A 14238-nucleotide genomic window follows, 5' to 3' on the forward strand; every position below is an offset into this window, starting at 1 on the left:
CTAAATGTAGAAAACAACAATTATGAGTACACATACCTAGTATAATTATAGCTTAGTTTCAGGGTGCATGGCAATAAAAAACAGGGGCTAAGTTCCTTAACCCCTGTAAAAATTCAACTATCCTTTTTACTTAAACATAATCATCTTTGCATCGTATATTTCTTCCATAGAGGTGATGAGCTTAAGTACATCAGCCGGTACTTCGCTGTCCAGGGTAAGAATCATCAGATTTACGTCCTCCTTGGAGGTGGTAGAAACCTGCATGCCAGAGATATTAACACCAGCTGCGCCCATAATAGAACCCACCTGTCCGATAACGCCAGGACGGTTATTATGAGGGCATAAAAGCAGACAACGACGAGGAGCCACATCCACTCTATTATCATTAATCTGTACAATACGTGCCTTGTCACCAAAGAGAGTACCCTGAATGCTGACAGCCTGATTCTTGCTGGCAGTAACAGTAACTGTAACAGTATTGGCAAAACGCTCCGTATTCTTGTTCTTAACCTCGCTGACTTTAATATTGCGCTCCTTTGCCAAACCAGGAGCATTGACAAAGTTTACCACATCATCCAACTCAGCACTCAAAATTCCCTTTAAGACAGCTGTTGTAATCATACGGGTGCTTACATCAGCAATTTCGCCATTATATGTAACATCCAGCTTCTTGATGCCGCCCTCTACCAAAGCACGGGCTGCACACCCCAGACGCTCTGCTAAATCGAAATAAGGTGCAATCACCTGCATTACAGACTTGGATACCGGAGCCATATTAACGGCTGTCATAACCGGATCACCATGAAGAGCTGCTTTAATTCCCTGGGCCACATCCACAGCCACACCCACCTGAGCCTCAACAGTGGAAGCCCCAAGATGAGGAGTGACAAAGATATTCTTTACGCCCAAAAGTGGATGATCTGCTGGAATTGGTTCACTGGTAAAAACATCCACTGCTGCTCCGGCCACCTGACCGTCAAGAACAGCATCCCTAAGGTCTTCCTCAACAATAATGCCACCACGGGCACAGTTAATGAGGCGAACCCCCTTCTTCATCTTATACATTACCTCTTTATTAATCATTCCACGTGTGGAATCCGTAAGAGGCATGTGCACAGTAATAAAATCGGACTTGGCAATGACATCCTCAAAGGTACCTACCTCAATGCCCATATCCTTGGCACGTTCTTCATTTATGTAAGGATCGTAGCCAATAACCTTCATCTCAAAGGCCAGTGCACGCTTGGCCACACCGCTGCCGATACGTCCCATACCGATAACGCCCAAAGTCTTATCCTTAAGCTCCACGCCAGTATACTGCTTGCGATTCCACTCGCCCTTCTGCAGTGTCTCATTGGCTATTGGAATATTACGGGCCATAGACAACATCATAGCACATGTATGCTCGGTTGCTGCATTGGTATTACCACCTGGAGAGTTAATAACGATAATACCTCTGGCAGTTGCTGCTGGAACATCAATGTTATCCACACCTACACCTGCACGTCCTATAATCTTCAGATTAGTTGCCGCATCGATAACCTCTGCAGTAACCTTGGAGGCAGAGCGTACAATCAGAGCGTCAAACTCCGGAATAATCTGTAAAAGTTCCTCAGCCGGCAGCTTATCCTTAATAACACATTCAAAATCGTCCTTAAGAATATCAACGGCCATCTGAGATACGCCGTCTGCAATTAATACTTTCATGGTAAGCCTCCTGTAATATTAAGATAAAATATATACTGATTTCACTCTGTCTTACATCTTATTTTATTTACACTAAAAAATCAAGTGTATTCTGGAGCAAAACTTTTTGTAACAAAGTTTTAATCTTTCTTGACCCTTTTCCAAACTCTGATGTAAAATTAAAAAATAGACGTTTTAAAAATTCTTATACTTTTTAGGAGGTTGTCCCATGGAAGCAAATCGTATCTATAACTTTAATCCTGGCCCTTCAATGTTACCCTTGGAGGTTTTAAAGGAAGCTCAGGCAGAGTTTTTAAATTTTCAGAATACCGGCATGTCCATATTGGAAATCAGCCACCGTGCCAAGGCCTATGACGAGGTTCATAATCAGGCCAAGGCAGATATCAAGGATCTGATGGGCTTAGGTGATGACTATGAAGTATTGTTCATCCAGGGTGGAGCCAGCCTACAGTTCGCCATGATTCCTATGAATTTTGCCACAAAGGAAAAACGTGGCAATTACGTTCAATCCGGCAGCTTCGCTTCCAAGGCGTTCAAGGAAGCACAGATTTTAGGTGTGGGCTATTCTGCTGCCTCCAGTAAGGATGTAGATTATAAGCACATTCCTACCCAGGATGAGATAAAAATGAGTGACGATGCAGCTTATCTCCATCTCTGCTACAACAACACCATCTACGGCACTGAGTACCACTATATTCCTGAAACCGGAGATGTACCTTTGATTGCCGATATGTCCTCTGACATTCTTTCCCGTCCACTGGACTTTAAAAAGTTCAGCTTCATCTATGCCGGCGTTCAGAAAAATCTTGGACCTGCAGGTGTTGTATTAGTGGTAGCCAGAAAGTCCATGCTGGAAAAGAGTCCTGAGGCTCTGCCTAGCATGCTGCGCTATGACACCTTCTACAACAAGAACTCACTTTATAACACTCCACCAGCCTTCTGTATTTACATGGTGGGCAAGACTGCAAAATGGATTAAGGCCCAGGGCGGTCTTGAGGCTCTTGCCAAGGTCAACAAGAAAAAGGCAGATCTGGTATACGGTGTAATCGATAGCAGTGACGGCTTCTACAAGGGCCACGCAGATAAGGATAGCCGCTCCTTTATGAACGTAACCTTCAGACTTCCTAGTGAAGAGCTGGAGAAAAAATTCGTAGCTGAAGCTCTTGAAAATGGCCTTAGTGGTGTAAAGGGTCACCGCAGCGTAGGTGGTATGCGCACCTCCATCTACAATGCCATGCCTTATGAGGGCTGCGAAAAATTGGCAGACTTCATGGAGAAATTCCAGAAAGCAAATAAGTAATATAAAGACCATATAAAGCTATAACAAAATAAGCCAGCTTCCTTCATCTTAGCGAAGGTCGCTGGCTTTTGTATTATCTAATATGTCTTTATTATTTTTCAGGGCTGATTTTAGCCTCAAAGAGTCTGTTCCATGGGCAGGATACCCTTATTTTCTTGATAAAATCACTTTTGCTTGCAGGCAGGTTGTCCACGGCAAAGGTATGCATGAGGGAAGTAGCTCTCAGCTCCACCTGTGCCTTGTCTGATCCCAACTCAGAATACACGCCGCCCTCCTTAAACCATGAAAGCTGACGGCTTACCATCTGACGAATATTTGCCTGATACAGCCAATCATCCAAATAACGAATGGTAAGGAGCTCATCCTTATCCGCCTTTTTCATATCCTTGGCCAGTACGCCCTGAGCCAGGGCATAGCCAATACTGTTGGTTGGGGTATTCCAACCAGAATAGGACTGGAGCTTATAAAGCATATCCTTATCCCGTAATTCCTCCATAAGGGAATTATCAGAGCCATTTACAAAGGAAACGTCCGCAACCCCCACTGGTTCTCCCCGATTAATGGCCCGCTCCATATAGGAGACAAAGGTTTTCACATCAGGACGAATCTTTTTATTGTTGCTGTACCAGTTGGCACCCAGATTTGCTCCTGTAGGGTTTGTGTTCACCATCAACAGCAAGTCCACATTTTTCCCGTTATCCACATATTGGCCGCCCAATAGCTGTACCTGGGCACGCACCGTGGTATCCACAGGTTCATCTGAATAGGCAGGAATAAGATATTTGCCACTGCCCCAATTATAATCAGCTGTAACAACTGGCTGCTTTTTCTCAATTGCATTCACCGCTCTGGTCAAAAGCAGCAGTCCCAGCTCATCTATGCCAGCAATGTTCTGTACCGTTTCAGCGCTCTTCTTCTGGGTGTAATCCCTGAGATGACGTGCCTCCATGTGGGTCTGTGACCAGGCTGCATTATCATCCCTTCCCAAAGCAAGACATTCAAATTTGCCCTTAGCGGCCAAATCTATCAGTCCTTCATTTACGCGATAGTTCTTGCCACGACGATTATCCCAATCCCTAAGATAAGCAGAAGGAATGAGCTCCATCAGAAATTCCAGTTCCTTCTTCTCCCTGGAGGTGAGGCCCTTGGCATCAGCCTTGTCCTTTAGGGCCGTATAGCGGAAAATGTCATAGCCGTAGGCCTTGTAATACTCTGGCTCCTGGGAACCGGAATTTTCCCCAGAGGTAGGTGTTCTCATTACAGAAGAAAATACGTAAAGCTTGGCATCATCATGGCGATACTTATAATCGGCAAAATTTGCCACTCTTTCCTTCAGCTTTCGTTCTGTAATATCGTGCTTTCTGGAGCTGACCAAACTACCGTAGATCATGCTGTCAGCAGAAATTACAATGGCCTTAATTTCAGGATCCAGACCCCAAATCTTACCGCCGGTATGAAAACGCTTCTGCTCAAGTTTACTTGGGCTTCTCTTTACTGTTGTATTTTTTTCCAGCCACATCCAAAGATTTTCTGGGTTCCCCATATTATCCTTATTGCCCAAAAGGTCATCGGGAGGTACTATCACCTCATAGCCCAGCTTTCTGATGGTATCAGCCGCCATCTCATCTGATACTGGTCTGTTATCATGTGGAATAAATACGATTTTGCCCTTGGATGTGCTGTTATTTACCTTCTTGGCATCCGTAGTGTCTGTTGCCCCAAACAGACATATAAGGCATATAAATAACACAAATAATTTTTTCATATTCTCTCTACATTAAACACTCTTATCAACGCAAAACATTTAACGCCATTTCCTTAACATCGTCAGGTACATCCACCTTGGTCTTAACGGTAATATACCCTTCGTGGGGAGTGGCTGACTCAACTCTAAACAAATCCAACAGGCGATGGCCCCTAAGCTCTGTAGTGGCCAGCTCTGTATTTTCCAGTACTGGCTTTAAATCCACAGTCACCTGATTGCCCTTAATGGTGGTTGGAATATCCTCCACTTCAATCTTGCCAAAGATATTCTGCACCATTGACAGGGACATACGCGAAATAAACCACGAGGCCAAGCCGTGATCCTTCAGGGCTCTTTCCTTCACCTTGAAGGTAACATGAGAATCATCCATATTATGGACCATTTCCTCAATAGTACCGGAAACCTCAATACGTCCCAGTTTTTTGGTATCTGCTTTAATATCTATCTTCCCGTTTTCATGGGAAGCAACCGTCATAGCTTTTACATTATAGTCGCCGTTGCTTAAACGATGCTCCAAAGCATCATTAATAACAGAATCTGGTACAGAAATACTGCCATTCATAATGTCCATCAGTGACTGATGACTCCAGGTATGCTGTATCACCTGAACCACCGGGCCGTAGTCCTCTATAACTTCCGAAACCTGACCCCAGTCAATATTCTGTGCAGCTTCTATTATAGCTACAGGTAAATCCATTATTGGTCATCCCTTAATTATCAAATTACTTTTTTGCAGAAGCTTCCATGGCATTCTGCAGCTCAGCCTCTTCAGCACGAATGTCCTGCCACAGCTTGCGGGCATCATTATAAAGCTTGTTGTCACTTATCTTAAGCTCTTTGTCATTAATCATTCTGCCCAAATACTGGGTACAATGCTCCCGATCACCAAGACGATTAAACATCGTTGCCAAAAGATACATCACCATATTATCGGAGAGGCTCTCAACTGGGAAGCGCTCTGTCATAAGCGCACGCTCATATAACTGTACAGCCTTTCGTGTCCATTCCATCTCCTGATCCTTAATACCCATGGTGCGGAACACCCAAGCCAAACGCAGCGACAGACCACCAACCCGGGATGCTGGCGCCTGAATAGCCTCAGCACAATAAATAGCCAGCTGATAGGAAGCAATAGCCTCAGGCAAACCTCTTTCTGGTGAAAAGATAAACCGCACCCGCCTGTCGTGCAGGAATTTTGCCATTAAATCACGATGCCTTTCAGGCAGCGGCATCAAAAAATGCTTTTCATCTGCAGCAAAGCCGCAATGCTCGCACACCCAGATAGTGTAATAATAAGGATTAAAATCCCGATAATGGTTGCAATAATCATCATCTGTACGAGAAATCATCAGTCTGGATTTAACCTTTACAACTCTTGTTTCCTTGCCGCAGACAGGGCATTTCTTCTCCACCACAAAAGTAAATTCATTTGACATACTCATCATCCCTCATTTGGTCAGTCACACAAAACATCCGACTATGTCTTACTCATCGTCTTCTTTCTTGACCTTCCTACTTTTTTCCTTTTTATTATCTTTATTCTGAGCCTCAACAGCTGCCTTAACCTTGGCAGCATCCTCTTCGTTCAGTTCCTCATTGTCCCGGGAATCAGTAGCCTTGTTTTGAGCCCTGTATTCATCCTGTTCTGCCTGCATTTTGGCCAAAAGCTCACTTTCAGCATTCTTGTTGCTCCGTAGAGCCAACTTCACCCTATTGCGCATGGCATAATCAATGATTCTGTTGTAAAACATACGGTCAAAGCTCTTTTCTGAGAGGGTATCCAGCTTTACGGTGCGGTCAGGTCTATTTCCTGCCAATGCAGTAAAGGTGGAATCAAGGAAATCCTGTTGCTTAAAATAAACAGTCATATCCTGAAGATTAATTTCATAATACTCTGCAGCACCTACCAAATCGCTAAATCCCTCCACGGAGTTACCGTTCCAGCGGCGCTTAGAAACAACATCGTCAATCATAAGATAGTCGTATATTTTTATTACTGGTACGACCAACTTGTTGAAATCGATATTTCCCTTATCATCCTTACCATAGCAAATCTGCTGCATATTAAAGAAATAATCGCACCTTGCAGAAGACTGGACCCACTTAAATATTGATTCATCCATATGTGGGCTGGCACTAGCCACAGCTGTCCACAAGGTACACAGAATTGCAAATAAGATAACTACAGACTTTTTCATAACAAAATATGCCTCCATATATACATCTTCAAAAGTTTACTTTAACTCGTCAAAATGAAAAGCTTATGAAAAAATGCCCCCCTTAAACCCTGTCATCCGACGGAGTAAGGGTATCCAGTTCATATGGAGTCTCCTGATATACATAATAGTTAAGCCAGTTGGCAAAAAGCAGATTGGCCACCGAACGCCATCTTACAATAGGTGGCTTGGTAGGGTCATCATCGGGATAATAATTTAATGGTACATTCACATTTGGCATTCCCGCAGCCATATCCCGGTCATACTCTGCCTTCAAAGACAACGGATCATACTCCGCATGGCCCGTGATAAAGAACTGACGCTTATCCAGATTGGCAATGGCATAAACTCCGGCCTCCTCGTCGGACTCAGCCATAATGGTCAACTCAGGAATCCGTTCAATATCTTTCTTGCGTACCTCCGTATGACGGGAATGAGGAACATAGAACTCATCGTCAAAGCCACGGAAAAGTCGTTCATTCTCCACACAAAGGTGATGCTTATATACCCCGAAAATCTTCGGTGCCACATCATATTTTTTTATACCATAATGGTAATATAACCCGGCCTGGGCTCCCCAGCAAATATGGAAGGTGGAATAGGCATGGGACTTGCTCCACTCCATGATTTCCGCAACCTCCTCCCAGTAGGCCACATCCTCAAAGGGCATCTGCTCCACCGGGGCACCGGTTATAATAAATCCATCGTATTTTTTATGACGAACCTCTGCAAAGGTACCATAAAACTCAGTTAAATAATCCGTTGTGGTATGAGTAGGCATGTATGACTCGGTATAGATAAAATCCACCTCCACCTGAAGCGGGGTGTTACCCAACAGGCGCAGCAGCTGAGTCTCCGTCACCTGCTTTATGGGCATAAGATTTAAAATCAATAACTTCAGTGGTCGTATATCCTGACTGTATGCACGGTCAGAATCCATAACGAAAATATTTTCCCCCTCCAGAATCTTCGTTGCTGGAAGGTTATTCGGTATCTTTATTGGCACGAAATCACCTCAAAAACTATTTATGAAAGCCGGTCATTCATTGTCCAAGCTATAACGCTTTACCCAGCTTTCATGCCCGCCCTCATAAGCCTTGAGAGCTTTAAGGGCCTTTTCACTGTTGGTACCAGCCTCAATCACATGGTACATACCATCAGTGGTGTTGGTTATATCCTTCCAGCCAGTGGTGGCATTCCAGGTCATAACCCGAATCACTTTTTCCGTATACATTGGAATATTTACGGCCTTTTTCTGGAAGATAATACTTTCCACCTCGCTGGCAGAAGACTTTTTCTCCTGCCATTCCCAAAAAATAATATTCTGACCCTTCAGACGCATGGTGGATGTATCTGCCATACTGTAAACCACACCGCCGCCATTAGGGGCATCCTGCCACAATTGGAGCCAACGATCATCTGCCTTACGGCGCTCATTTTCTCCCTGGCTGAAAATGCTGTCCACAATATAACAATAGAAATCCTCATCAAACTCCTGGGAATTCATTTCCTTTGGGCGAACCGGGCTGTACACCTTCTCCCACAGCTTGTTGTCATCCTTATCGTAAAAGGACTCGTTCAAATAGGCCAGTGTACGGTTCTGGGGATTAACCTCCACCTCAGCCAGACTGTAGGCCAGCTGCCCAGGGGTAATATCCTTAATACCGTAATTATTAAGTGTCTCCTGAGCCCCCGCAGGACTGTAGGTGGTCTTGGTCCAGGCACTTATCTGTACCGCAATATTTCCAAAGGAGCGCAGCACCTGCACCTTACCGGGGGCATAAAACTTACTGTATTTATCATCGGAGGAAATCCAATACCATTCTGCACTATCATTGGCAGCATAACCCACAGCAAACATCATCATGAGGCTGCACATAAAAACTAAGCTGGCTATGAATCGGCGTATCATAATATATCACTCCTTCATCATCCCCTTAAATTCAAAAACGAATAAAGAGATACAAATACTTCAGCAGTATATATTTTATCATAAAATGGTAATTTTTTACAGATAACCAACGTAACCTTGTGGGATATTCCCGGATATGATAAACTTCTTTTCAGTAATATAGGGGGTATAGCCATGAATTATACAAATTTTCAGGTGGGGGAAAAATTTCCGCTGCCTATCCATAATCAGGGTGACGGCGGACTGTTTCAGATTGATTCCAACGGTGCCATGTTCATTCTGCAGCTGAGCCATACAGATGTGATTGCCACCGAAGCCTTCCGCACCGGTGCCATGGAGCTGGGACTGTTTGAGGATGAGGGCATTGTGTTCTTCCTCTATAAAATTGACGGCATCTTTAAAGAGGGCTGGGGAGATTCCCCTCTGGGCATCCATCTGCTGCCACCGGGCATGAAGCCATGCATCGCCGACTTGGATGATCCCGTTATGCACCTTTATCTGGTGGATACAAATTTGCAGATTCTTCTGGCCCAGCGTACCATAACCTTGGACCAGCCTTTCCATGAAATGCTCCAGAAAAAGGTTCAGGAGCAGCTGGAAAGCTCCATTTCTCCTGGTGCCTTCGTTACCACCCTCCAGCGGGTGTGGAAAAACCACAGCTCCAAGGATATGAGTGACAAGGCCCTTATTAAGCAGACCGTGGAGATGAATATCCCTGCCCCACCTGTTTTGAACTAAATATTGGATTAAAGCAAAATATGAATTTAAGCCCTAAACACTTAAACGAAACGCAAAAAGCTGCTGCACAAGGAGGCGATATGCTCTCCATGTGCAACAGCTTTTTAATTTTATCCCAAATCAACCAGTGTCCGCTTGCGCTTATCAAAGGTTACTCCCTGGGTATATCCATAGCGTTTTACATAGTCAATGGCTTCGTCTATGTAGCTGCCGCAGTCCTCTGGCTTGTGGGCATCGGAGCTGGTTATTATTGGCAAATCAGCCTTGGCGGCCAGCTTCATAAACTTGTAGTACGGGGTTATTTCCGCAATCGGATACCGGTACACTGTACCAGTATTTACATCAACGCACATATTGGCCTTCTTTAATGCCGCCACTGCCCTTTCCAGATATGGAGTGGCATCAAAGTAAGGAATCATGCGGTAAAGACGGATATTATATGGATGTCCCAGCACATCATAAAGGCCACTGGTCACCATGTGCTCAATTTCCTGGGTATAAGCCTCGTAAATATCATCCAAAGTGTGATGGTTCCATTCCGCCATAATTTCCTCAGAATCATAGGCCCAGCCACGGATAAAGTGAATAGAACCGATAATGTAATCAAAATCGTACTCCTTTAAAATCTCTGCCACCTGCTCCTGATTCCGGAAATTGCACACCTCAATTCCAGTCTTGGCATTATAACCGGCAGACTTTAGCTTTTCCATGAATTCAAAATAGTCATCCAAGGTGTGCTTGAACTTATTGGACTTCAGCCACTGCTGCTGGAATTTTCCCACAAAGGAATCATCCAAAATCAAATCATCATAATACAACTGCTTAAACTCCGGAAAGGTGTGGCTGTGCTCGGAGATGCCGATTTCATCCAAGCCCCTTTCGGCTGCTGCCTCAAAAAAACCCTTGGCCCAGTCAACATCATAATCGCCTTTTTCAAAATGCATATGATAGTCAAATTTCATACACGTTTCTCCTCTACCACTAAAATACCCAAATATCTATTTATCTAAACTCTCCTAAATCAAACCCTGCTTAATAAATTCCTTTATCTGATATATAACGCCGTGTTCTACATTACTCTTGGTAGTAAACCTTGCCACCTTTTTCAGCTCAGGATAGGCATTTTCCATGGCATAGCTGTAATGTACCGACTGCATCATTTCATAATCATTCATGTAGTCGCCAAAGGCGGCGCATTCCTCAGGCTTAAAACCGAATCTTTCCTGAATGTGTTTTATGGCCCAGCCCTTGTTGATGCCCGGGTTGAGTATATCCACCCAGTAGTTGCTGCTAAGTGACACCTGCTGCTCCGGCTCAAACTGTGTTAATACCGGCATAAGATTGTGCTCTGCATCAAGTCCCTCACAATCTGCAAAGGCAATTTTGACAAATTCATCATCCACATCATCAAAGCTGTCTACAAAAATACTGTGGGTAAAGAAACGGCGGGCCTCATGGATATATGGCTCCCATTCCTTTCTCACATAAGCATTTTTCTTGCCGCAAAGAATGGCAAAGAAATGATGCTTATCCGCTTCGGCGATTACACGATGTACCAAATCCATATCAAGGACTGAGGAACAAATCTCATTTTCCTTGTATATGTTAAAGGCACCATTTTCCGCCAGAAACATAAACTCGTTTTTGTATTCCCCCATTTGCTCCAAAAGGGCAAAATACTGGCGGCCGCTGGAAGGGGCAAAGATAACGCCACGCTTCTTCAGCTCTGCCATAACCTCCGGAAATTCCTCGGGCAGCTCCCCATTTTCATCTAACAGTGTCCCATCCATATCCGAAAAAATAATCTTTATCATAAAATCACCAGTTTTCAAGCATATATCAATATTACATTCCATTATAACGCAATTGTTAATTTTTTTCTTCTAAAAAATAGAAAAACATTTTACAGCCACTAGCTCCTGCCATTTTTTATAAAAAGGTCAGAAACTGTTGACTTCAGCTCGGGCCTCAGGGCTAGAACTTTTTTTGCCTATTAAGTACATAGCATGAAAAATCAAAACTCGCGTCGTCCTTTCAGGACTCGCTCAGACAATTGATTTTTCCTGCTAATTCCAGTATGGCAAAAAAGAGTTCATTAACGCCCTTCGCCCTAATGCTTCAGTCAACAGCCTCTGCCCTTTTATTAGCGGAATTTCTAAAAGGGGCAGAGGTAGATGGTCTTGAACGTACGGCATCGCTGCGTGAAGAAAGCTTTTTCTTGGTATACTACGTCTTAGTGGAAAAAGTCGATGTCTGAGCGTAGCGAGTTTCGACTTTTTTCGCTATTTAATAGAGCAAGAAAAAGTTTTAGCAGCGTGACCGTGTGAAAAACAATCTGCTTCTGCCCCGTTTCTATGATATTGTAATACTTGATAAAAATGATTAGTTTTCTTTTTACCCTTTACGTCCATGATACAGACACCATGGCTCCTCTGCCATATAGTCCCCGTCATGGTAATATGCTGCCCTTGCCCGGCAACCACCGCAGGCTCTCTTGAACTCACATTCACCACAGCCCCCCTTATATTCAAGGGTACGCAAGGTATTCAGCACCTCATTATTCTTCCAAATCTCATCAAATGGAGTCTCCCGTACATCCCCCAGCTCCATGTTAAGGTATGCACATGGCTGAACCTTACCCCGTGGGCTGATAATACAATATGCAGTACCTGCCAGACATCCCCGACGGAAGCGGGTCTTTATTCCCATCTGAGCGGCAATGCGCATAAACTGTGGGGCACAGGTAGGCTTCAATTCAATATCCACCTCAGTTTGCTTTTTCATGATACGGGTAAGGGTTTCCTCATACTGCTCTGCCCGCAGGGACTCAGCCTCAATTGTCTTGGCCCGGCCCGCTGGCACAAGGAAGAAGAAATGGTGGGCCACAGCCCCCTCTGCCACAGCGAAATCCGTAATTGCCTCCAGCTCATGGTTATTCCAGTCCATTACAGTGGTATGAATCTGGAATGGCAGGCCCACAGCGCGGCAGTTTCTCATACCCCGAACAGCACCTTCCCAGGCCCCATCAAACTTACGGAACTCATTGTGCTTCTTCTTATCCATGGAATCAAGGGAAATTCCCATGCCCATAGCGCCTGCAGCCTTTAGCTTCTGGGCCATTTCCAGAGTAATCAGAGTACCATTGGTACCAAATACACTGCGAAGTCCAAGAGAGGTAGCATAAGAAACCAGCTCTAAAATATCTGGGCGGATAAGAGGCTCACCGCCGGAAAATATCATTATCTTAAAGCCTGCTCTGGCAATCTGCTCCAGCAAGGTCTTGGCCTCCTCAGTGGAAAGCTCCTCCTCCGCCTTGCAGCCCGCCTCGCGGTAGCAGTGGTCACAAAACATATTGCAGGCATTTGTTACGTTCCAAGAAACTATCATTATTTATTACCTCCGGCAAGGCCAATTTCTTCATCAGTAAGATAGCAGGCAGGATCAGACTCCCAAAAATCCCCGGTACGGGCCTCTGCACGGGTTCTGAAATTGCCATTGCAGTTCTCAAGGAATTTACACTTGCTGCAACGCCCCTTTAAGAGATGCTTCCTATCCTTCAGACCTGCCATTATCGGATGACTGGTGTCGGTCCAAATTTCACTGAACTTCTTATCCCGAACATTGCCAAAGGTGTGATGCTGGGTAAACTGATCAGGATGAACATAGCCGAATGGATCCACCTCGCCAAAGGCAATGCCAGAGCGGTTACCACCGTTCATGGAAATAAATTCCTTTATCTGAGTGGCCAGCTTATCATCTCCTGCGGACAACGCCTTTAAGTACATGTAAACGCCATCACAGTGGTTATCTACAGTGAGAATTTCCTTCTCAAGTCCCCTCTCCTCAAAATCCTTGGTACGACGGATAATAATATCCATAGCCCGACGGGATTCCTCAGGAGTAACATCCTCATCCATCATGGCATTGCCACGGCCGGAATAAACAAGATGATAGAAGCATACACGGTTAATATTTTCACGCTCAATAAAGTCGAAAATATTATCCAGCTCCTGAATATTATGATGATTAATGGTAAAGCGAAGGCCTACACGTTGGCCTACAGCCACGCAGTTCTGAATGCCCTGCATGGCCTTCTCATAAGCGCCGTCAACGCCCCGGAACTTGTCATTTACATCCTTTAAACCATCCAGGGAAATCCCCACATATCCCACGCCAATATCCTTAATACGCTGGGCCACCTCACGGGTTATAATGGTACCGTTGGTGGAGAGGGTAGGGCGAACTCCCTTCTTCTGGGCATATTCTGCCAACTCAAAAAAATCAGGGCGAATCAATGGCTCCCCACCTGAGAAAAGCAGCACAGGCACCTTGAAGTCAGCCAAATCATCGATAAAGTTCTTGGCCTCCTCAGTGGTAAGCTCATTCTGATACTTCTTGTTGTCGGAGCTCATGTAACAATGACGGCATTTTAAATTGCAGGTCTTGGTGGAATTCCACACTACAACAGGCCCCATGCCCTCACCGGCACCATTTTTCTGAGCATGGGCACTCTTTGTATATCTTAAAGAATCCCCATAATACTCTCTCTTAAACAACAGCTTTGTAACACTAATCATCTTAAAATCACCTAAATATAACC

At 44.6% G+C, this 14238-nt stretch carries 14 protein-coding genes; 3 read left to right on the forward strand and 11 right to left on the reverse strand.

Translation table 11 applies throughout. From position 1 onward, the window contains the following. Positions 1–126 precede the first annotated feature (126 nt). Entirely contained in the window at positions 127–1707 is a 1581-nt protein-coding gene (gene serA / locus B6K08_RS10040) for a phosphoglycerate dehydrogenase (RefSeq protein ID WP_080326071.1), read from the reverse strand. 208 nt (positions 1708–1915) lie between these two features. On the opposite strand from serA, the gene serC reads away from it, so the two are divergent. Next, entirely contained in the window at positions 1916–3007 is a 1092-nt protein-coding gene (serC, locus tag B6K08_RS10045) for a 3-phosphoserine/phosphohydroxythreonine transaminase (RefSeq protein ID WP_027397598.1), read from the forward strand. A gap of 91 nt (positions 3008–3098) precedes the next feature. On the opposite strand, the gene B6K08_RS10050 is transcribed toward serC, so the two are convergent. From B6K08_RS10050 to B6K08_RS10075, 6 genes are all read right to left on the reverse strand, one after another. Further along, positions 3099–4757: a DUF4127 family protein gene (locus B6K08_RS10050; protein ID WP_234985345.1), complete on the reverse strand. Its 1659-nt coding sequence runs from the start codon at positions 4755–4757 to the stop codon at positions 3099–3101. 40 nt (positions 4758–4797) lie between these two features. Continuing rightward, complete coding sequence (locus B6K08_RS10055) at positions 4798–5469, reverse strand: hypothetical protein (protein WP_080326073.1); 672 nt, start codon at positions 5467–5469, stop codon at positions 4798–4800. A 25-nt stretch (positions 5470–5494) separates the two neighbouring features. After that, positions 5495–6208, reverse strand: a complete 714-nt coding sequence (locus tag B6K08_RS10060) for a DUF2225 domain-containing protein (protein WP_080326074.1) — start codon at positions 6206–6208, stop codon at positions 5495–5497. Positions 6209–6256: 48 nt separating this feature from the next. After that, on the reverse strand, positions 6257–6970 hold the full coding sequence (locus B6K08_RS10065; RefSeq protein WP_080326075.1) for a hypothetical protein: 714 nt from the start codon (positions 6968–6970) through the stop codon (positions 6257–6259). Positions 6971–7052: 82 nt separating this feature from the next. Then, positions 7053–7994 carry a homoserine O-acetyltransferase MetA gene (gene metA, locus B6K08_RS10070; protein ID WP_080326076.1) on the reverse strand — a complete coding sequence of 314 codons (942 nt, stop codon included), beginning with the start codon at positions 7992–7994 and terminating at the stop codon, positions 7053–7055. Positions 7995–8027: 33 nt separating this feature from the next. Further along, positions 8028–8900 (reverse strand): hypothetical protein, encoded by an 873-nt coding sequence (locus tag B6K08_RS10075; RefSeq protein WP_080326077.1) that lies wholly within the window; start codon positions 8898–8900, stop codon positions 8028–8030. A 174-nt stretch (positions 8901–9074) separates the two neighbouring features. Here B6K08_RS10075 and B6K08_RS10080 point away from each other — a divergent pair, with 174 nt between their 5' ends. Further along, a complete protein-coding gene (locus B6K08_RS10080; protein ID WP_080326078.1) occupies positions 9075–9638 on the forward strand; it encodes a hypothetical protein in 564 nt (187 codons plus the stop codon). Between the two features lie 110 nt (positions 9639–9748). Here the strand turns inward: B6K08_RS10080 and B6K08_RS10085 are convergent, their stop codons facing one another. Continuing rightward, entirely contained in the window at positions 9749–10600 is an 852-nt protein-coding gene (locus B6K08_RS10085) for a PHP domain-containing protein (protein WP_080326079.1), read from the reverse strand. A gap of 54 nt (positions 10601–10654) precedes the next feature. Further along, positions 10655–11494: an HAD family hydrolase gene (locus tag B6K08_RS10090; protein ID WP_234985346.1), complete on the reverse strand. Its 840-nt coding sequence runs from the start codon at positions 11492–11494 to the stop codon at positions 10655–10657. A gap of 221 nt (positions 11495–11715) precedes the next feature. Between B6K08_RS10090 and B6K08_RS13830 the strand changes: the two genes are divergently transcribed. Next, a complete protein-coding gene (locus tag B6K08_RS13830; RefSeq protein WP_159446765.1) occupies positions 11716–11895 on the forward strand; it encodes a hypothetical protein in 180 nt (59 codons plus the stop codon). 137 nt (positions 11896–12032) lie between these two features. Here B6K08_RS13830 and nirJ2 read toward each other — a convergent pair whose 3' ends face one another. Together nirJ2 and nirJ1 are read right to left on the reverse strand one after the other, a co-directional pair. Beyond that, the gene (gene nirJ2, locus B6K08_RS10095; RefSeq protein ID WP_039207187.1) at positions 12033–13025 is read right to left on the reverse strand and encodes a putative heme d1 biosynthesis radical SAM protein NirJ2; all 993 of its coding nucleotides are present in this window, start codon (positions 13023–13025) and stop codon (positions 12033–12035) included. Next, positions 13025–14215 (reverse strand): putative heme d1 biosynthesis radical SAM protein NirJ1, encoded by a 1191-nt coding sequence (nirJ1, locus tag B6K08_RS10100; protein WP_039207186.1) that lies wholly within the window; start codon positions 14213–14215, stop codon positions 13025–13027. The genes nirJ2 and nirJ1 overlap by 1 nt, the downstream gene beginning before the upstream one ends. Positions 14216–14238 lie beyond the last annotated feature (23 nt).

Source organism: Anaerovibrio lipolyticus DSM 3074, assembly GCF_900141865.1.
In the GTDB taxonomy this organism is placed as follows: domain Bacteria; phylum Bacillota; class Negativicutes; order Selenomonadales; family Selenomonadaceae; genus Anaerovibrio; species Anaerovibrio lipolyticus.

Excerpts from the sequence above, each read along its gene's own strand:
- serA (WP_080326071.1), bottom strand. The coding sequence starts at position 1,707 with ATGAAAGTATTAATTGCAGACGGCGTATCTCAGATGGCCGTTGATATT.
- serC (WP_027397598.1), top strand. The coding sequence starts at position 1,916 with ATGGAAGCAAATCGTATCTATAACTTTAATCCTGGCCCTTCAATGTTA.
- B6K08_RS10055 (WP_080326073.1), bottom strand. The coding sequence starts at position 5,469 with ATGGATTTACCTGTAGCTATAATAGAAGCTGCACAGAATATTGACTGG.
- B6K08_RS10060 (WP_080326074.1), bottom strand. The coding sequence starts at position 6,208 with ATGTCAAATGAATTTACTTTTGTGGTGGAGAAGAAATGCCCTGTCTGC.
- B6K08_RS10065 (WP_080326075.1), bottom strand. The coding sequence starts at position 6,970 with ATGAAAAAGTCTGTAGTTATCTTATTTGCAATTCTGTGTACCTTGTGG.
- B6K08_RS10075 (WP_080326077.1), bottom strand. The coding sequence starts at position 8,900 with ATGATACGCCGATTCATAGCCAGCTTAGTTTTTATGTGCAGCCTCATG.
- B6K08_RS10080 (WP_080326078.1), top strand. The coding sequence starts at position 9,075 with ATGAATTATACAAATTTTCAGGTGGGGGAAAAATTTCCGCTGCCTATC.
- B6K08_RS10085 (WP_080326079.1), bottom strand. The coding sequence starts at position 10,600 with ATGAAATTTGACTATCATATGCATTTTGAAAAAGGCGATTATGATGTT.
- B6K08_RS10090 (WP_234985346.1), bottom strand. The coding sequence starts at position 11,494 with ATGGAATGTAATATTGATATATGCTTGAAAACTGGTGATTTTATGATA.
- B6K08_RS13830 (WP_159446765.1), top strand. The coding sequence starts at position 11,716 with ATGGCAAAAAAGAGTTCATTAACGCCCTTCGCCCTAATGCTTCAGTCA.
- nirJ2 (WP_039207187.1), bottom strand. The coding sequence starts at position 13,025 with ATGATAGTTTCTTGGAACGTAACAAATGCCTGCAATATGTTTTGTGAC.
- nirJ1 (WP_039207186.1), bottom strand. The coding sequence starts at position 14,215 with ATGATTAGTGTTACAAAGCTGTTGTTTAAGAGAGAGTATTATGGGGAT.